Annotated in this window: 17 protein-coding genes; 11 read left to right on the top strand and 6 right to left on the bottom strand. The window is 70.4% G+C overall.

Annotation, left to right across the window (positions count from 1 at the left end; genetic code table 11):
- Positions 1 to 151: 151 nt before the first annotated feature.
- Positions 152 to 763, top strand: coding sequence for a cob(I)yrinic acid a,c-diamide adenosyltransferase (gene cobO / locus IEX89_RS01040; RefSeq protein WP_188908571.1), 612 nt, complete (start codon positions 152 to 154; stop codon positions 761 to 763).
- The gene (locus tag IEX89_RS01035; RefSeq protein WP_188908569.1) at positions 763 to 2,247 is read left to right on the top strand and encodes a cobyric acid synthase; all 1,485 of its coding nucleotides are present in this window, start codon (positions 763 to 765) and stop codon (positions 2,245 to 2,247) included. Before cobO ends, IEX89_RS01035 begins: the two co-directional genes overlap by 1 nt.
- Here IEX89_RS01035 and cbiB read toward each other — a convergent pair.
- On the bottom strand, positions 2,222 to 3,205 hold the full coding sequence (cbiB, locus tag IEX89_RS01030) for an adenosylcobinamide-phosphate synthase CbiB (RefSeq protein WP_188908567.1): 984 nt from the start codon (positions 3,203 to 3,205) through the stop codon (positions 2,222 to 2,224). The two genes, IEX89_RS01035 and cbiB, sit on opposite strands and share 26 nt — an antisense overlap.
- A 22-nt stretch (positions 3,206 to 3,227) precedes the next feature.
- Between cbiB and cobD the strand changes: the two genes are divergently transcribed.
- Positions 3,228 to 4,232 (top strand): threonine-phosphate decarboxylase CobD, encoded by a 1,005-nt coding sequence (gene cobD / locus IEX89_RS01025; RefSeq protein WP_188908565.1) that lies wholly within the window; start codon positions 3,228 to 3,230, stop codon positions 4,230 to 4,232.
- Between the two features lie 7 nt (positions 4,233 to 4,239).
- Here cobD and rimO read toward each other — a convergent pair whose 3' ends face one another.
- Positions 4,240 to 5,559 (bottom strand): 30S ribosomal protein S12 methylthiotransferase RimO, encoded by a 1,320-nt coding sequence (gene rimO / locus IEX89_RS01020; RefSeq protein ID WP_188908563.1) that lies wholly within the window; start codon positions 5,557 to 5,559, stop codon positions 4,240 to 4,242.
- Positions 5,560 to 5,712: 153 nt separating this feature from the next.
- Here rimO and IEX89_RS01015 point away from each other — a divergent pair, with 153 nt between their 5' ends.
- A complete protein-coding gene (locus IEX89_RS01015; protein WP_188908561.1) occupies positions 5,713 to 6,948 on the top strand; it encodes a hypothetical protein in 1,236 nt (411 codons plus the stop codon).
- Here IEX89_RS01015 and IEX89_RS01010 read toward each other — a convergent pair.
- The 4 genes from IEX89_RS01010 to IEX89_RS00995 all read right to left on the bottom strand — a co-directional run bounded on the left by IEX89_RS01010 (position 6,929) and on the right by IEX89_RS00995 (position 10,638).
- Positions 6,929 to 7,540, bottom strand: coding sequence for a LysE family translocator (locus IEX89_RS01010; RefSeq protein WP_188908559.1), 612 nt, complete (start codon positions 7,538 to 7,540; stop codon positions 6,929 to 6,931). The two genes, IEX89_RS01015 and IEX89_RS01010, sit on opposite strands and share 20 nt — an antisense overlap.
- Before the next feature lie 58 nt (positions 7,541 to 7,598).
- Positions 7,599 to 8,882, bottom strand: coding sequence for a DUF6421 family protein (locus IEX89_RS01005; RefSeq protein WP_188908557.1), 1,284 nt, complete (start codon positions 8,880 to 8,882; stop codon positions 7,599 to 7,601).
- Positions 8,879 to 9,421 (bottom strand): type 2 periplasmic-binding domain-containing protein, encoded by a 543-nt coding sequence (locus IEX89_RS24300; RefSeq protein WP_188908555.1) that lies wholly within the window; start codon positions 9,419 to 9,421, stop codon positions 8,879 to 8,881. Before IEX89_RS24300 ends, IEX89_RS01005 begins: the two co-directional genes overlap by 4 nt.
- 92 nt (positions 9,422 to 9,513) lie before the next feature.
- Entirely contained in the window at positions 9,514 to 10,638 is a 1,125-nt protein-coding gene (locus tag IEX89_RS00995; RefSeq protein ID WP_188908553.1) for an FUSC family protein, read from the bottom strand.
- Positions 10,639 to 10,768: 130 nt separating this feature from the next.
- Here IEX89_RS00995 and msrB point away from each other — a divergent pair, with 130 nt between their 5' ends.
- From msrB to phoB, 7 genes are all read left to right on the top strand, one after another.
- A complete protein-coding gene (msrB, locus tag IEX89_RS00990; RefSeq protein WP_373290541.1) occupies positions 10,769 to 11,326 on the top strand; it encodes a peptide-methionine (R)-S-oxide reductase MsrB in 558 nt (185 codons plus the stop codon).
- Between the two features lie 341 nt (positions 11,327 to 11,667).
- Positions 11,668 to 12,693 (top strand): substrate-binding domain-containing protein, encoded by a 1,026-nt coding sequence (locus IEX89_RS00985; RefSeq protein ID WP_188909109.1) that lies wholly within the window; start codon positions 11,668 to 11,670, stop codon positions 12,691 to 12,693.
- 108 nt (positions 12,694 to 12,801) lie between these two features.
- Positions 12,802 to 14,178, top strand: a complete 1,377-nt coding sequence (pstC, locus tag IEX89_RS00980) for a phosphate ABC transporter permease subunit PstC (RefSeq protein WP_188908551.1) — start codon at positions 12,802 to 12,804, stop codon at positions 14,176 to 14,178.
- 11 nt (positions 14,179 to 14,189) lie between these two features.
- Positions 14,190 to 15,566, top strand: a complete 1,377-nt coding sequence (pstA, locus tag IEX89_RS00975) for a phosphate ABC transporter permease PstA (protein WP_188908549.1) — start codon at positions 14,190 to 14,192, stop codon at positions 15,564 to 15,566.
- 64 nt (positions 15,567 to 15,630) lie between these two features.
- A complete protein-coding gene (gene pstB, locus IEX89_RS00970; protein WP_188908547.1) occupies positions 15,631 to 16,467 on the top strand; it encodes a phosphate ABC transporter ATP-binding protein PstB in 837 nt (278 codons plus the stop codon).
- Positions 16,468 to 16,499: 32 nt separating this feature from the next.
- The gene (gene phoU / locus IEX89_RS00965) at positions 16,500 to 17,234 is read left to right on the top strand and encodes a phosphate signaling complex protein PhoU (protein ID WP_188908544.1); all 735 of its coding nucleotides are present in this window, start codon (positions 16,500 to 16,502) and stop codon (positions 17,232 to 17,234) included.
- A gap of 38 nt (positions 17,235 to 17,272) precedes the next feature.
- Entirely contained in the window at positions 17,273 to 18,004 is a 732-nt protein-coding gene (phoB, locus tag IEX89_RS00960) for a phosphate regulon transcriptional regulator PhoB (protein ID WP_188908543.1), read from the top strand.
- The last annotated feature ends 188 nt before the right edge of the window (positions 18,005 to 18,192 follow it).

The following is an 18,192-nucleotide window of genomic DNA, read 5'->3' as shown; positions in this document are numbered from 1 at the left end:
GGTCCCGACGAAAAAGGGGCCGATGTGGCCCCGGATGAGGAGTATAGGGCGGGCGAGCGGAAATTGCGAGCGTCCGCGTCCGCGGGCTTCTCGCCCACTTGACCGGAGCGCCCGCGTCGTCACGGTGGCGTCGCGAAGAATTGGAGGTCCGATGACGATCGAGGACGACGAGGCGAGGCGCCATCGCGAGAAGATGGCCAAGCGCAAGGCCGTGCAGGACGCCGAGGTCGCCGGCAAGACGATCGAGAAGGGTCTGCTCATCGTCAATACGGGGCCGGGAAAAGGCAAGTCGACGGCGGCCTTCGGGCTGATGCTGCGGGCGCTCGGTCGCGGCTTCCGCGTGGGCGTCGTGCAATTCGTCAAGGGCGCCTGGGAGACCGGCGAGAAGCTCGCCCTCGCCCGTTTCGACGACCAGATCTCCTGGCACACGATGGGCGAGGGCTTCACCTGGGAGACGCAGGACAAGGCCCGCGACGTCGCCGCCGCCGAGCGCGCCTGGGCGAAGGCGAAGGAGCTGATGGAAGATCCCGGCATCCGCCTCGTGATCCTCGACGAGCTCAACATCGCGCTGCGCTACGCGTACCTTCCCCTCGACGAGGTGGTCGCCACGCTCCGGGTGCGCCGCCCGGACCTCCACGTCGTGGTGACCGGCCGCAACGCCAAGCCCGAGCTGATCGAGGCCGCCGACCTCGTGACCGAGATGGCGCTCGTCAAGCACCATTTCGCGGCGGGCGTGAAGGCCCAGGAAGGGATCGAGTTCTGATGGCGCGCGCGCTGATGGTGCAGGGGACGGGGTCTAACGTCGGCAAGTCCCTGCTGGTCGCCGGCCTGTGCCGTCACTTCGCGCGAAAGGGGCTCGTCGTGCGGCCGTTCAAGCCGCAGAACATGTCCAACAACGCCGCAGTGACGGCCGACGGCGGGGAGATCGGGCGGGCGCAGGCGCTGCAGGCGCGCGCGGCTGGCGTCGCGCCCTCGGTGCACATGAACCCGGTGCTGCTCAAGCCCCAGAGCGAGATCGGCTCGCAGATCGTGGTGCAGGGGCGCATGGTCGGGACCGCGAAGGCGCGGGAATACCAGGCCTGGAAGCCGCGCCTGATGGAGGCCGTGCTCGCGTCCTTCGGGCGCTTGCGGGGGGAGGCGGATCTCGTCCTCGTCGAGGGCGCGGGCTCGGCCTCCGAGGTGAACCTGCGCGCGGGTGACATCGCCAACATGGGCTTTTCCCGCGCCACCGGCACGCCCGTGATCCTCGTGGGCGACATCGACCGCGGCGGGGTGATCGCGAGCCTGGTGGGGACGAAAGCGGTGATCGATCCCGCCGACGCCGCGATGATCGCGGGCTTCGTCGTCAACCGCTTCAGGGGCGACCCCAGCCTGTTCGCCGACGGGATGCGCATCGTCGCGGAGCACACCGGCTGGGCGCCGCTCGGCCTCGTGCCGCATTTCGCCGACGCCGCGCGGCTGCCCGCGGAGGACCGGCTCGGGCTCGAGCGCGAGCCGTCGCGAGGGCAGGGGGGCGCAAACGGCGTCACCATCGCCGTGCCCGTCATGCCGCGCATCTCCAATTTCGACGATCTCGACCCGCTGCGCGAGGAGCCCGGCGTGCGGCTTCTCCTCGTCGAGCCCGGCACGTTGATCCCCGCCGAGACGGCGCTCGTGCTGCTGCCGGGTTCGAAGACGACGATCGACGATCTCGATTTCCTCCGCGCGCAGGGCTGGGACGTCGACATCGCCGCCCACGTGCGCCGCGGCGGCCGGGTGCTCGGCCTGTGCGGCGGCTTCCAGATGCTGGGGCGCACGATCGCCGACCCCGACGGGATCGAGGGGCCGGCGGGGCGCGTCGTCCCGGGGCTCGGGCTGCTCGACCTCGAGACGCGGCTCACGGGCACGAAGGCGCTCCACGCGGTCATCGGCACGGCGCTCGCGGACGGTGCGCCCTTCTCCGGCTACGAGATGCATGTGGGCGAGACCACGGGGCCGGACGCCGCGCGCCCCTTCGCCCGCCTCGCCGACGGGCGGGCGGACGGCGCGGTCTCGCGGGACGGCCGCGTGGTGGGCACCTATGTCCACGGCCTCTTCGCCGACGACGTGCAGCGCGCCGCCTGGCTGGCGCGCCTCGGGGCGAAGACCAGCGATCTCGCCTACGAGACGCTCGTCGACGACATCCTCGACCGCTTCGCCGACCACCTCGCGGCGCATGTCGATTGCGATCGGCTGCTCGCCATCAGCGAGACAGCGCGAGCGCCGTGACCGCGAGGAGCGCGGCGAGCCCGAGGAGCAGGCCGCAGGCCGTGCGGTAGAGGGCGAGCGCGCGGTCGATGTCGGCCGCGTCGGCCTCCGCACGGCCGTCGCCCATCCAGTGATCCTCGACGGTCGTGTCGCCGTAGGTGCGCGGCCCCGCGAGACGCAGGCCGAGCGCGCCGGCCATTGCGGCCTCGGGCCAGCCCGCGTTCGGCGAGCGATGCTTGCCCGCGTCCCGCCGGATCGCGGACCATGCCTTGCCGGCGGACGCGTGCGGATGGAGCGCGGCCGCGCCGACGATCAGGAGCGCGGCGAGGCGCGAGGCGGGGAGGTTGATCAGGTCGTCGAACCGCGCCGCCGCCCAGCCGAAGGCCTCGTGGCGGGGCGTGCGATGGCCGATCATGCTGTCGGCGGTGTTCGCCGCCTTGTAGAGGACGCCACCGGGAAGGCCGCCGACCCCCAGCCAGAAGGCGGGCGCGACGATGCCGTCGGAAAAATTCTCCGCCAGGCTCTCGATGGCCGCGCGCGAGACGCCCGCCGCGTCGAGGCTCTCGGGGTTGCGCCCCACGATCATCGACACCGCCCAGCGTCCACCCTCGAGGCCGCCCTCCCGCAGGCCGTCGCGCACCGCGGCGACGTGCTCGTGGAGCGAGCGCTGAGCCAGCAGGCTCGAGGCGAGCACCGCCGCGACGAGGAGGCCGACGAGGCCGATTCCGGCGAGGATCGTCTGCACGGCGAGGGCGAGCGCGCCGGGTACGGCGAGGATCGCGATCAGCGCCAGGAATCCGGCGATGCGGCGGGCTGCGGGCGAGGCGTCCTCGCGGTTCAGGTCGCGATCGAGGGCGGCGATGAGCGCGCCGATCCAGGTGACGGGGTGGCCGATCGCATTGTACACCCGCCTTGGATAGCCGATCGCCGCCTCGACCATGAGCGCGAGCGTGAGGAGTGCGAGCGGTTCGGCGAGCATCGGGGACCGACGGGCGGGAGGTATGGGGTTGAGCGAGCGGATCTGGCACGGAGGCGATCTCGGCGAGGCGCGCGCGCTGTTTCCGCACGCGCCCGCCCCGTGGATCGACCTCTCGACCGGCATCAACCCCATAGCCTATCCGCTGCCCGCCTTGCCAGCCTCCGCCTTCACGCGCCTGCCGGAGCCGGCGGAGCACGCCGCGCTCGAGGAGGCGGCGGCGCGCGTCTATGGCGGCGCGGATCCGGCGCTGGTCGTCGCGGCACCGGGGACGCAGGTGCTGATCAGCCTGCTGCCTTTCGTCGTGCCCGCGCGGGACGTCGCACGAGAGGTCGCGATCGTGGGGCCGACCTACGGCGAGCACGCCCGCGCCTGGGCCGCCGCGGGGGCGGACGTGCGCATGGTCGCCGGGCTGGAGGAGGCGGAGCGCGCCGACGTGATCGTCGTCGTGAACCCCAACAATCCCGACGGCCGGCTTCTCTCGCGTGCCGCGCTGCGCAGCGTCGCCGCCGGGTGCGCGACGCGCGGTGGGCTCCTCGTGATCGACGAGGCCTTCGCGGATCTCGACGATGCGGAGAGCCTGGCGGCCGATCCGCCCGAGGGCGCGATCGTGCTGCGGTCGTTCGGCAAGACCTGGGGCCTCGCCGGCATCCGCCTCGGCTTCGCGCTCGCCCGCGGCACGCTCGCAGAGCGGCTGCGCGCGGCGTTGGGGCCGTGGTCCGTCTCGGGCCCGGCGCTCGCGATCGGCCGAGCCGCTCTGTCGGACGCCGCCTGGCTCGCGCAGACCCGCCGCGCTCGCGCCGGCGACGCCGCCCGCCTCGACCGGCTGCTCGCGCCCCACGCCGACGGGGACGTCCGCGGCACGACGCTGTTCCGGACGATTCGGACCGACGCCGCCCCGGACCTCTTCCGGCGGCTCGGCGAGGCGGGGATCTGGGTACGCCGTTTTCAGGACGACCCGCGCCGGCTCAGGTTCGGCCTGCCGGGCGGGGAGGGGGAGTGGGAGCGGCTGGGGGTGGTGCTGCGGTAGCCCCCGCTTACCCCAGCACCCCGTGCAGATCGTACGCGTCCGCGCGCTTTACCGTCACGTTCACCACGTCGCCCGGCTTGATCTTGGTCGAGCGGGTCCTGACGAAGACGTTGCCGTCGATCTCGGGCGCGTCCCATTGCGAGCGGCCGACGGACACGGTCGGGCCGACCTCGTCGAGGATGACAGGGATGGTGCGCCCCACCTTGCGCGCGAGGATGCGCGCGGAGATCGCCGCCTGCGCCTGCATGAAGCGATGCCAGCGCTCCTCCTTCACCTCGTCGGGCACGGGCTCCGCGATGGCGTTCGCGGGCGCGCCGGCGACGGGCTCGTACTTGAAGCAGCCCACGCGCTCGAGCTCGGCCTCCTCCAGCCAGTCGAGCAGGAGCTGGAAGTCCTCCTCGGTCTCGCCGGGGAAGCCGACGATGAAGGTGGAGCGGATGGCGAGGTCGGGGCAGACCGCGCGCCAGGCCTTGATCCGGTCTAGGGTCTTCTCGACGTTGCCCGGGCGCTTCATGGCGCGCAGCACCTTCGGCGAGGCGTGCTGGAAGGGAATGTCGAGGTAGGGCAGCACCTTGCCCTCCGCCATCAGCGGGATGACCTCGTCGACGTGCGGGTAGGGGTAGACGTAGTGCAGCCGAACCCAGGCGCCGAGCGTGCCGAGCTCGCGGGCGAGATCGAGGAAGCGCGTGCGCACCTCGCGGCCCTGCCAGGTGGAGGGCGCGTACTTCACGTCGACGCCGTAGGCGGAGGTGTCCTGCGAGATCACGAGCAGCTCGCGCACGCCCGCCTTCACCAGCCGCTCCGCCTCGCGCAGCACGTCGGCGGCGGGGCGCGAGACGAGATCGCCGCGGAGCTTGGGGATGATGCAGAAGGAGCAACGGTTGTTGCAGCCCTCCGAGATCTTCAGGTAGGCGTAGTGGCGCGGCGTCAGCTTCACGCCCTGCGGCGGCACGAGATCGAGGAAGGGGTCGTGCGCGGGCGGCACCGCCTCGTTCACCGCCGAGAGCACGCTCTCGTAGGCCTGCGGGCCGGTGATGGCGAGCACGTCCGGGAAGCGCTCGCGGATCTGCTCGGGCTCGGCCCCCATGCAGCCCGTCACGATCACCCGGCCGTTCTCCGACATCGCCTCGCCGATGGCGTCGAGCGATTCCGCCTTGGCGCTGTCGAGGAAGCCGCAGGTGTTCACGATCACGAGATCGGAGCCGTCGTGCTCGCGCGAGAGCTGGTAGCCCTGCGCCCGCAGCTGCGTGATGATCCGCTCGGAATCGACGAGGGCCTTCGGGCAGCCGAGGGAGACGAACGAGATCTTGCGCGCGGGAGCGGTCATGCGGACGGTTCGCTGGATTGAGCCGGGGAAGCGCGTCACATAAGCGAGAACGCGCCCCGACGCCAGGGGCGCGAACGCCGCGCAATCGACACGTATGTGCGCCCATGCTACGCGCCCTGCGCGATCGGCGGCTCGCGCGAGGGCGATCTACTCATGACGGATGTGGCGGTGGAGGCGGAGGAGCGCGCGGTGTGGCGGCGCGCGGCGTTCTACCTGCCGGGCTACGATCCGCGCCGGCCGCGCGTCTACCATGCGCTGATCACCGAGGAGCTGGCCACGGCCGGCCCGCTTCGCGGCTTCACGGCGGAGGCGAGCGGGCTCTCGGGCGACGACGGGCCCATGCCCGCCTTCCGCATCGAGGCGCGGGGCGCCGGCGCGGACGCATGGGCGACGACGACGGAGGTCGCCATCCTGCGCTGGGACGATCTCGCCCGCCCCGCCTTCCACGCGCCGCTCGGGGAGCGGCTGGCGAAGCTCCTGGGCACCGGCGGGGATCTCGTGCGGCGCGGTGTCGTCTCGCGGCTCGCGCGCATCGACAAGCAATTCGCCGCCTTCGTCCTCTATCCCTACGTGGCGACGCTCGTCCTCGGCCTCCTCGTCCTCGCCGCCGCGCTCGGCGCGGCGGCAGCCCTGTGGAGCCTCTCGCCGCTCGCGGCGATCCCCGGCGCGCTCGCCGCGGCGGCGCTCGGGACGTGGCTCGCGCTGCGGCTCGAGCGGCCGCTCTTCCTGCGCTACCTGCTCGAGGATTGGCTCTTCTCCTTCGCGCACGAGCGCGGGGAGACGGACGCGCTGGCTGAGCGCCTCGATGTCTTCGCGCAGGCGATCGTCGCGGCGGCGCGCCGGCCCGAGATCGACGAGATCCTCGTCGTCGGCCATTCCTCGGGCGCCTTCCTCGCTCCCGAGACGCTCGCCGCCGCGCTCGAGCGCGATCCCGATCTCGGCCGGCGCGGGCCCGTCGTCTCGATCCTCACCATCGGGACGGTGGCGCCGCTGATGCTGGTCGACGAGACCTGCGGGCGCTATCGCGCGGCCGTCGCGCGCCTCGCCGACGAGGCGGGCATCGTCTGGCACGAGGTCCAGAGCCGCCACGACGCCATGAACGTCTGCCCCGCCGATCCCGTGGCGCTGAGCGGCCTCGTCGCCGCGCCGACGCGCTGGCCCAAGCTGATGCGGCTGTCGATGCCCCAGCTCGTCGCGCCGGGGAGGCTCGGGCTCTTTCGCGAGCGGCTCTTCTTCTTTCGCACCCATTTCCGCTTCCTGCGGGCGAACGAGCGCATCCACTGGTACGATTTCTACGGCATGCTCGCCGGCCCCCGCACGCTCGCGGCCCGCCACGCGGACGTGCCCGACATGCGCAGCGACGGGACGCTCACACCGGCGCGCGGCTGAGCAGGATCGGTACGATCGAGGCGAGCAGCATCAGGCCGAGCGCGATGTTGAAGGCGCGGATGCGCCCGGGCGTGTCGAGGAAGCGCGCGATCAGCTCGCCGAAGGCCGCCCAAGTGGTGGACGAGAGGAAGCCGACGACGAGGAACACGGCCGCGATCACCCCGAGCTCCACCCCGAAGCCCGAGGTCGTCGTGTAGGCGGCGATGGCGCCCGTCGCCATCACCCACGCCTTCGGGTTCACCCATTGGAAGAGCGCCGCCTCGACGACGCCGATCGGCTTGCCCATCGCCCCACGCTCGACCGAGCCGCTCGCCATCAGCAGCTTCCACGTGAGATAGAGGAGGTAGGCCGATCCGACGATCGCCAGCGTGTCGTGGAGCCACGGATAGCGCTGGAAGACGGCGCCGAGGAAGACGCCGACGATCACCACCATCGCAGGAAAGCCGACATTGATACCGAGAATGTGCCGCCACGTGCGCTTGAGGCCGAAATTCGCCCCCGACGTCACGAGGAGCAGGTTGTTCGGGCCGGGCGAGAACGAGGTGGAGATCGCGAACAGGACGATCGCGACGAGCCAGGTCGTGGTGATCATGGGACGCCTTGCGAAACGGGACGAGCCGCCGAAGCGCGCAGCACGCTCCGGCGCCCCTCTATCGACTTCTCGTAGCGTCCGGAACTCGGCCGCGCAAGGCGTGGATCGCCTCGCGCACGCCGGCCCCGCAGGCCTCCTCCTCGAAGGTGAAGGAGACGGACGGCGCCTTGCCGATACGCTCGGCGAAAGCGCTCGCCCGCAGGAAGGCGGGTGCGCCGAAGCGGATCTCCTCCCCTTCGGGCGCCGGGAGATAATGCCTCACCATCGCCTCCGCGGCGGCGAGGTACCGTGCGTCGTCCAGCGCTTCGAGCGCCTCGACCCGCGAGACGAAGCTCGCTGCCGCCGCGTCCACGCCGTCGAGGTCGAGGACGAGACGTCCGTCTGCGCCGACCTCGAGCGCGCCCGCCTCGTGCAGATGGGCGAGGAGCAGCAGCCCCGTACCCGAATCGAAGTTGCGCGACCAGTCCGGCTCGCCGGGATAGCGCATCGTGCGGTCGAACAGGATGAAATCGGCGACCGTGTCGCCCTGCGGCACGCCTCCCTTCCGGCAGGCGAGATAGGAGGCGAGATCCACCTTCAGCTCTTCGAGCAGGCCGGTGAACCAGCGCGTCTTGAGCCCGATCTGCTCGTCGAAGGGCCGGGGGCCGCGGTGGTGGTAGTAGTCGTGCAGGTAGCCCCAGACGCAGCGCGCCTCGTAGAGGCGCCGCGGGTCCGCGTCACGGGATGTGCGAAGGGCGTCCGCGTTGCCGACGGCATCCCAGGTCGGCACGGTGATCGTGCCGTAGATCCGCTTGAACTTGTTGAAGAAGAACAGCGCGTAGAGCTGCCGATCGGGCACGTCGGGCGCGGCGATGTTCTCCGGGAAGAAGACGATGTTGTTGCCGCGCGTCAGGCCTGCACTACCCGCCAGCAGGTGCGCGGACTGGCAGATGTTCTTGGGGTGGGGATAGGCCTCGTAGAGCGCACGATAGGGCGCATCGGTCGGTTCCTCGCGCATGGCGAGGAAGGTCTCGAAGCGATAGCCCGTGCGCCCGCCGTTGGCGAGGCGCAGCGGGCCGAAGAAGAAGAACGGGCGACCGTCGTCCGGTGCGCGCATCGCGTCGCGCGTGCGGCTGAAGTCCGGGCGCTTCGACGCGCCGGCGGCGAGCCAGTCCATCGTGTCCGCGACGATCGTCCGAGCCTGTTCCGGCGCGCCGAGCGACGTGGCGATGTCCGCGGCGATGCCCGCCGCCCGTCTCGCACTCTCGCGCGCCCGCTCGCCGTCGGCGCCGCCGGGCAGCGATCCGTCGCGCGCCTGGACGGCGCCGACGGCATCGGCGAGGCGAACCAGCTCGTCGATCATGCCGCACGCCTCGCGATCGCGTGGTGCGTGTGGATCGTGAAGCCCATCGGCACGGGCCCGTTGTCCTCGATGACCACGAGGCCGTGGCTCCGAGCGGCGACGCCGGTCGTGATGCAGGCGTCGACCTCGCCCGCCGCACACAGACGCGCGGCCTCGGCGTTGCTCGTCACGAGCCGCACCTCGTATTGCGCCGGCACGAGCGAGCGCGGTGCCGGATGCGTGCCGACGAGCCGGATCTCGGCATCCGCGGACCGTGCCGCGAGGACCATCGGGAACGTGTCGAAGATGAACTGGTCCGCGAGCGTCATGCGGTCGAGATAGGGGAACACGAGCCCGTGCAGGTCCGGATAGACGACGCAGCCGAGCAGTGCGGCGCCGGGATCCTGGAGCACGTGCACCATGCCCTCTTCGAGGGTCCTGTGCAGCACGACCTGTACGTCGAGACCGTGCGCCTGTGCGTAATGCTTCGCAGCGGCTTCGCAATTGGTACCCGTGGGCCCCAGCGTATGGATCGCGGTGAGCCTGGAATGATCGAGCATGGGGAGGGTCCTCGGAGGCGGGGTGCACTACCCTGAATTATGTCGCTCTCCGGTGTCAATGCTTTTTCGCAGGTGCTCCAGGGTCGCATCCTTCATGCCGCATCGTCGATGCGCTTGAAGATGCCGCGCTCGTCCCTGTCGCCACGGTGCAGCGCCTCGCGACCCGGCGCGATCAGCTCTGCGATCTCGATGATGTTCTTGCGCACTTCGTCGATGCCGAAGCGCAGCGCCGAGACGGCGCGCTCGTGGTCGGCGTCGTCCGTGAGGCTCGTCTCGCTCTTGGTATGGCGCAGTGCATCCTCGGCCTCGCAGAGGCACTGGACGACGCTGTCCTCGTTGGGAGGCGTCTCCTCGTGCCCGTCCTGGCGCAGATGGGCGACGACGCTCGCGAGATAGTCGGCCACCTCCTGGCGAATGCGATCGATGCGCAGGCTCAGGCCGCGCTCCTCCCGGCGCAGGCCCTCGCGCCGCTCCTCGGCGGCGCGGTCGAGCACGATGGTGGCGTGCCACAGCCGCTCGATGGCGATGAGGCCTTCCGCCAGCGAATGACCGCCGGCGAGCCCCTTCCTGAAACGCGCGTCTCCCGCGATGGCGCGGGCGGTGCCGATGTGGCGCTGGAAGTCGCCGTCGATCTGCCGCGTGTCCTCCGCGTCCGCGCCCGAGAGGCCGCCGAGCGAGGCCTCCACCAGTCGTCGGCAATCCTCCAGCGCATAGGCGATGTTGCGGATCGCCCGCGAGCGGGCGCTCTCGGGCCAGACGACGAAGGAGGCGATCGCCGCCCCCGTCGAGCCGATCATGATCGCGAGCGCTCGCTCGAGCGCCTCCACGATCTCCGCGTCCGCGTTGACCGCCACGATCGCGGCGGCGACGGCGATGTAGTTGAGGCTCGGCCACAAGGTGGTCATGAGGTTCGCGGCGACGCTCGCGACGAGCACGGCCGCGAGGACCGGCCAGGAGCCCGGCAGCAGGCTGTCGAAGACGAACACGCTCGCGAGACCCAGCGCCGTGCCGATCAGCGCCGCGGTGACGCGGGTGACGCCCACCGACACCGTGGAATCGGAGGCGAGCCGGATGGAGAAGAGCGCCGAGATGATCGCCCACGAGAGGTGGTCGATCCCGTACCAGCGCATGACGAAATAGACGAGCGTCACCGCCGCGCCGGTCTGCAGGCCGACGCGAGCGAGATCGCGGGCGGTCTTGCGGTCGATCAGGGTCACCTCGTGCACCTCCCGCCGCGACAACGCGGCACGCCCTCGGGTGTTTCGATCGCGGACTGTTTCGCGTGGGCCGTCAAAGCCTTGTCCGCGGCGCTGGGCTCGCCATATGCGATCCATGACGACATCGAGCATGCCGAACCGCCGCCGCTTCCTGAGCCAGGTCCTCATGGGCGGCACGGCCGCGATCGTTCTCGCCGGATGCGGCGAGGAGATCGCGAGCGCAGACAGCACGACGCGGCGCGAGGGCGCCGCCAGCAAGGGAGTGACGAGCGTGAGCGTCGCCGAGAAGGAAACCTGGAAGCTGAGCGAGGCCGAGTGGCGCGAGCGGCTGACCCCCGAGCAATTCCACGTCCTGCGCAAGGAGGGCACGGAGCGCGCGGGCACGAGCCCCCTCGACAAGCAGTACGGCGAGGGCACCTACCATTGCGCGGGTTGCGACCTGCCGCTGTTCACCGCCGACATGAAGTTCGATTCGGGCACCGGCTGGCCGTCGTTCTTCCAGACGATCGAGGGCGCCGTCGAGACCAAGCGCGACTTCAAGCTCATCCTGCCGCGCACGGAGTACCATTGCGCGCGCTGCGGCGGGCATCAGGGGCACGTCTTCAACGACGGCCCGGCGCCCACCGGGCTGCGCTATTGCAACAACGGCGTCGCCCTGCGTTTCGCCGCCGCCGAGGCGACCGGCTGAGCGACGGATCGCGTCGAGGCGGCCCGCCCGGGTGGTGGGGCCGCCTGGAATTCGCCCCGATCATGACGAGCACGCGACGTCGAGAACGGCCCGGAGCCCCACGGCTCCGGGCCGTTTTTCGTGAAGCCGGACAAGGATCATGCGGGATCCGAGGCGCGTCGTGCGCGTTCGGCGGGAGGGCTGTGCGTGTCATCCGACTGTCGCAAAAGGCCCCTAGGTTCCGCGGCGTCCCGGGAGCGGCGAACGTGCCCCCCGATGCTGCGGCGCGCCGCGGGCCGATGGAGGCCGGGCGGTGCGCGGGCGACATACGACGAATCGCAGGGAGACTACCCGTGAAGCTCATGACCGTTACGAGCGTGCTCGCGATCGCGGCCGCCGGCGTCCTCGCCGCCGGCTCCGCCAACGCGCAGACCCGCGACACCATCCAGATCGCGGGCTCCTCCACGGTGCTGCCCTTCGCCAGCATCGTCGCCGAGGAGTTCGGCAACGCCTTCCCGCAGTTCAACACGCCGGTCGTCGGCTCCGGCGGTTCCTCGGGCGGCCTGCGCCAGTTCTGCGCGGGCGTCGGCGAGAACACGATCGACATCGCCAATTCCTCGCGCCCGATCCGTGACGGCGAGGTCGAGGCCTGCGCCGCCGCCGGCGTCGAGCAGATCATCCCCGTGCGCTTCGGCTTCGACGGCATCGTCTTCGCGACGAACCAGAGCCAGGACGGCACCTTCGACCTGCAGCCCGAGCACGTCTACCAGGCGCTCGCCGCCCAGGTGCCGGTCGACGGCGCGCTCGTCGACAACCCCTACACCAGCTGGAACCAGATCGACGAGAGCCTGCCGGAGCAGGACATCGTCGTCGCCATCCCGGCGTCGAACCACGGCACCCGCGAGGTGTTCGAGGAGCGCGTCGTGCTCCCGGGCTGCGAGACCTTCGACGTCATCACGTCGATGGAAGAGGACGCCGCCGAGGAGGCCTGCCTCGGCTTCCGTCAGGACGGCCGCGTGATCGAGATCGCCGGCGACTACACCGAGACGCTCGCGCGCCTCGAGGCCCAGCCGCAGGCGATGGGCGTGTTCGGCCTGTCGTTCTACGACCAGAACCGCGATCGCCTGAAGGTCGCCACCGTGAACGGCGTCGAGCCCTCGCTCGAGACGATCGGCTCGGGCGACTACCCGGTCTCGCGTCCGCTCTTCTTCTACCTGAAGGGCGAGCACATGGACGTCATCCCGGGCATCGAGGAGTACGCCACGTACTTCCTCTCCGACGAGATGGCCGGCCCCGAGGGCGTTCTGGTCGAGGCGGGCCTCATCCCGCTCTCCGACGAGCAGCGCGAAGAGGCGATCCGCATCGTCGAGGAGCGCGAGGCGCTCTGATCGCCATCGCATGAGAGCGGACGCCGGGGTCACCCGGCGTCCGCGTCTTGCTTTTCGGAGCCGCGCAGCGCAAGACGCGGCGTCGTCTCGCCGCCGGGGACCGGGGACATGAACACTGTCTGGCTCGCGATCGTCGTGCTCGTCGCGATGGGCTTCGCGTATCAGTTCGGGACGCAAGCCAGCCGTCGCGCAGCGGTGTCGAGCGCCACGAAGCTGCACTCGCTGCCGGGTCATTACGGCATGCTGGTCGCACTCTGGCTCGGTATTCCCGCGCTCGCCGTGATCCTGCTCTTCGCGCTGTTCGGCGACACCGTCGTGCGCTCGCTCGTCATGGGCGCGCTGCCGCCCGACATCCTGGCGCTCCCGCAGGCGGAGCTGCTCACGGTGATGCAGCGGATCCAGGCGCTCGCAAGCGGCTTCGGCGTGCTGGGCGAGCCCGCCGCCTACGAGCTCTCCGCCGCCGAGCGGCTGCGCACGCTGCAGACGACGCGCGACCTCGCCCTCGTCGCCGGGGTCGCGGCCGCCGCGGCCGCGGGCCTCGTCTTCGCCCTGCGGCGGATCTCGCCGAGCCTGCGTGCTCGAAACGAGGTCGAGGCGGTCGTCAAGATCCTGCTGATCGGGTGCTCCACGGTCGCGATCCTGACGACGGTCGGCATCGTCATGTCGCTCGTGGGCGAGACGCTGCGCTTCTTCAGCTACGTCAGCCCGGTCGACTTCTTCTTCGGCACGGTCTGGAACCCCCGCTTCGTGACGGTCGGGTCGGGCAGCGCGGACGGCTACGGCCTCCTGCCGCTCCTGTGGGGGACGGTGCTCATCGCGGCGATCGCCATGCTGGTCTCGCTGCCGGTCGGGCTGATGATCGCCATCTACATGGCGGAATACGCGCCGCCGAAGCTGCGCGCCGTCGCCAAGCCGCTGATCGAGATCCTCGCCGGCGTGCCCACCATCGTCTACGGCTTCTTCGCGCTGACGATCGCGGGCCCGGCACTGTCCGGGGCGGGCGCGCTCGTCGGTCTCGACATCCGCGCGACCTCGGCCCTGACCGCCGGCGTGGTCATGGGGATCATGATCATCCCCTTCATCTCGTCCCTGTCCGACGACATCATCACGCAGGTGCCGCGCACGATGCGCGACGGGTCGCTGGGGCTCGGCGCCACGCGATCCGAGACGATCAAGCGCGTCGTGCTGCCCGCGGCGCTGCCCGGCATCGTCGGCGCCTTCCTGCTCGCGGTCTCGCGCGCGATCGGCGAGACGATGATCGTGGTGCTCGCCGCCGGCAACGCGCCGGTGCTCCAGCCCAACCCCTTCGAATCCGTCTCCACCGTGACGGTGACGATCGTCAAGCAGCTCACCGGCGACATCGACTTCGCCAGCCCCCAGTCTCTCGTCGCTTTCGCGCTCGGCCTGACGCTGTTCGTGCTGACGCTCGGGTTGAACGTGCTCGCGCTCTACATCGTGCGCAAGTACCGCGAACAGTACGAATGAGGAAACCGGCCATGGCTACCGGAACCGCAGACACGACGATCGGCGCCGCCCGCGCCGCGAGCCCGACGACGCAGCGCGTGCAGGCGACGCTGGCGCGCCGTCGTGCGGCGGAGACCCGCTTCCGGCTGATCGGCCTGTCCGCCGTTATCCTCGGCATCGGGCTCGTCGCCCTGCTCTTCGCCTCGATCCTGTCGCGGGGCCTGCCGGCCTTCTGGCAGGCGACGCTCACGCTCGAGGTCTACATCGACCCCGAGATCGTCGACGTCTCGCCGGCTCCCGACGCGGCCGCGTTCGACAGCCAGGCGGCCTACGAGGAGGCGTTCCTCGGCTGGCAGACCGAGCTCGCGCGGACCAATTGGGGCCGCGTCCTGCGCAATGCGCTCCTCGCCTACCTGCCTCCCGAGGCGGCCGAGAGCGGGCGCGCGGTGGAGGGGCTGATCGCCTCCAACGAGCGCTTCGAGCTGCGCGCGCTGATCCAGGAGGATCCCGGGCTGATCGGCGAGACCATCACCTTCCAGGGCCTCGCGGACGCGAACATCGACGTCTGGGTGAAGGGCAACATCGATCGCAGCCTGCCCGACGACCGCCTTCCGCTCACCAGCGATCAGCGGGCCTGGGTCGAGATCCTGCTCGAGCAGGGCGTGCTGACGCAGGAATTCGCGAGCTCGCTCCTGTTCAACGTCGATTCCCGGTCGTCCCCGGCCTCGGCCGGCCTCGCCGGCGCCTTCGTCGGCTCGCTGTTCATGATGTTGATCGTCATCGTGCTGTCGGTGCCCATCGGCGTCGCGGCGGCGATCTACCTCGAGGAATTCGCGCCGCGCAACCGGTTCACGGACCTCATCGAGGTGAACATCAACAACCTGGCGGCCGTCCCCTCGATCGTGTTCGGCCTGCTCGGCGCGGCGGTCTTCATCAACTGGTTCCGCCTGCCGCTGTCGGCGCCGCTCGTCGGCGGCCTGGTGCTGACGCTGATGACGCTGCCCACGGTGATCATCGCGACGCGCTCGACGCTGCGCGCGATCCCGCCGTCGATCCGGCAGGCGGCCATCGGGCTGGGCGCCTCGCGGGTGCAGACGGTGGCGCATCACGTCCTGCCGCTCGCGGTCCCCGGCATCCTGACCGGGGCCATCATCGGCGTCGCGCAGGCGCTCGGCGAGACGGCTCCGCTGCTCCTCATCGGCATGAGCGCGTTCGTCGCTCAGGTCCCGGCATCGCCGATGGACGCGTCGACGGCCTTGCCGGTGCAGATCTACCTCTGGCAGGGTAACGAGCTGCGGAACTTCTTCGAGGCCCGTACGTCGGCGGCGATCATCGTGCTCCTCGCCCTGCTCCTGAGCCTGAACACGATCGCGATCATCCTGCGCAAGCGTTTCGAGAAGAGGTGGTGATCCCATGTCCGCGCAAGCCGAACCCAAGCAACCGCCTTCTTCCCCCGTCGAGACCGGAACCGCCATGACCGACCTGACGAAGCCCGTCGTCGCAGCGGACGGCGCGGGCGCGCCGAGTGCGCAGCCGCACGGCGCCAACCGTGTGGAGCCCAAGGTCACCACCACGGACGTGAAGGTCTTCTACGGGTCTTCGGAAGCGCTCCACGGCATCCAGACCGAAATCCCCGCCAATCAGGTGACGGCGCTGATCGGTCCCTCGGGCTGCGGCAAGTCCACCTTCCTGCGCTGCCTCAACCGGATGAACGACACGATCGAGGGCGCGCGGGTCACCGGCAAGATCCTGATGGACGGCGAGGACATCTACGACAAGAGCCTCGACGTGGTGCTGCTGCGCGCGCGCGTGGGCATGGTCTTCCAGAAGCCGAACCCCTTCCCGAAATCGATCTTCGAGAACATCGCCTACGGCCCACGCATCCACGGCCTCGCCAAGTCGAAGGGCGAGCTCGCCGACATCGTCGAGCGCTCGCTCAAGCGCGCCGGCCTGTGGGACGAGGTGAAGGACCGCTTGAAGGAGCCGGGAACCGGCCTCTCCGGCGGCCAGCAGCAGCGCCTGTGCATCGCCCGCGCCATCGCGGTCTCGCCCGAGGTGATCCTGATGGACGAGCCCTGCTCGGCGCTCGACCCGATCGCGACCGCGCGCATCGAGGAGCTGATCGACGAGCTGCGCCGCAACTACACGATCGTCATCGTCACGCACTCCATGCAGCAGGCCGCTCGCGTCTCGCAGAAGACCTGCTTCTTCCACCTGGGCGACCTCGTGGAGGAGGGCGACACCGATCAGATCTTCACCAATCCGCGCGACAAGCGGACCCAGGACTACATCACCGGTCGCTTCGGCTGAGGCCGGCGAAACGCTCTCGAGGAGACGGGCCCATGTCCGAACATACGGTCGCATCGTTCGACGCCGAGCTCCAGGAGCTGCGCCGCTCGATCATGGAGATGGGCGGCATCGCCGAGAAGATGCTCGCGGACGCCACCGTGGCCCTGGTGCGCCGCGACGTCGGCCTCGCGCAATCGGTGGTGACGAGCGACTATCGCCTGGACACGATCCAGCGCGACATCGAGGAGAAGGCGATCCTCACCATCGCCCGGCGCCAGCCCATGGCCATCGACCTGCGTGAGGTGATCTCCGCCATCCGCATCGCCTCCGACATCGAGCGGATCGGCGACATGGCCAAGAACATCTCCAAGCGCACGCTCGCGATCTCCGGCCAGTTCGAGCCCCAGCGCGTGGTGCTCGGCGTCGAGCGCATGTCGGACATGGTGCTCGGCCAGCTCAAGGACGTGCTCGACGCCTACACGACGCTCGACGTCGACAAGGCGCTCGAGGTGTGGCGGCGCGACGGGGCGACGGATGCGCTCTACAACTCGCTCTTCCGCGAGCTGCTCACCTACATGATGGAAGATCCGCGCAACATCACCTTCTGCACGCACCTCCTGTTCTGCGCCAAGAACGTGGAGCGCATCGGCGATCACACGACGAACATCTCCGAGACGATCCACTATCTCGTCACCGGCCAGCCCATCACCGCCGAGCGGCCGAAGATGGATCGCACCGCCTACGAGACCGGCCAGCCCGAGCAGGCCGGCGGCGCCGCGGGCGCGTGAGGGAGGCTGGACGGTAGGGCCATGAGGGTCGGGGTCCCATGAGCACGCGTATCCTCGTGGTCGAGGACGAGGAGCCGTTGACGCTCCTCCTGCGCTACAATCTGGAAGCCGAGGGCTACAAGGTCGATTCCGTCGTGCGCGGCGACGAGGCCGAGGTGCGGCTGCGCGAGCAGATCCCCGACCTCGTCCTGCTCGACTGGATGCTGCCGGGCCTGTCGGGCATCGAGCTGTGCCGGCGCATTCGCGCGCGGCGCGAGACCGAGCGGCTGCCGGTCATCATGCTCACCGCTCGCGGCGAGGAGGGCGACCGCGTCCGCGGCCTCGCCACCGGCGCGGACGACTACATCGTCAAGCCCTTCTCCGTCCCCGAGCTGCTCGCCCGGGTGCGCGCGCTCCTGCGACGCACGAAGCCAGCCCATATCGCGAACCTGCTCGTCGCCGGCGACATCGAGCTCGATCGCGAGACCCATCGCGTGCGTCGCGCCGGGCGCGAGCTGCATCTCGGCCCCACCGAGTTCCGGCTGCTCGAGTTCCTGATGCAGAGCCCGGGCCGCGTCTTCACACGCGAGCAGCTGCTCGACGGTGTCTGGGGCCACGACGTCTATATCGACGAGCGGACGGTCGACGTCCATGTCGGGCGCCTGCGCAAGGCGATCAACACCCGCGAGACGCTCGACCCGATCCGCACCGTTCGCGGCGCCGGCTATTCCTTCGACGAGACCTTCGCCAAAGGCGAGGGCGGGCTCGGGCTGTCCACCGGCACGGACTGAGGCGTTCCACGCGCCTGAGGCGTTGCATCGCAACCCTTGATTTGGCATAAAGGGTGCGTCCGGAACGCGGGCTTGCGCCGGCGGGTCTGGTTTCGTACGTGGTGCGCTGCGAAACGGCGATGTGCTATCGCTTCGCGAACCGTCCAGCTCGTTGGGGCGTAATCACGCCCCGAGGCCCTGCACGAAGA

The sequence above is a fragment of the Salinarimonas ramus genome, assembly GCF_014645695.1.
Classification (GTDB): domain Bacteria; phylum Pseudomonadota; class Alphaproteobacteria; order Rhizobiales; family Beijerinckiaceae; genus Salinarimonas; species Salinarimonas ramus.
This window is presented reverse-complemented; position numbering and strand designations above follow the sequence as displayed.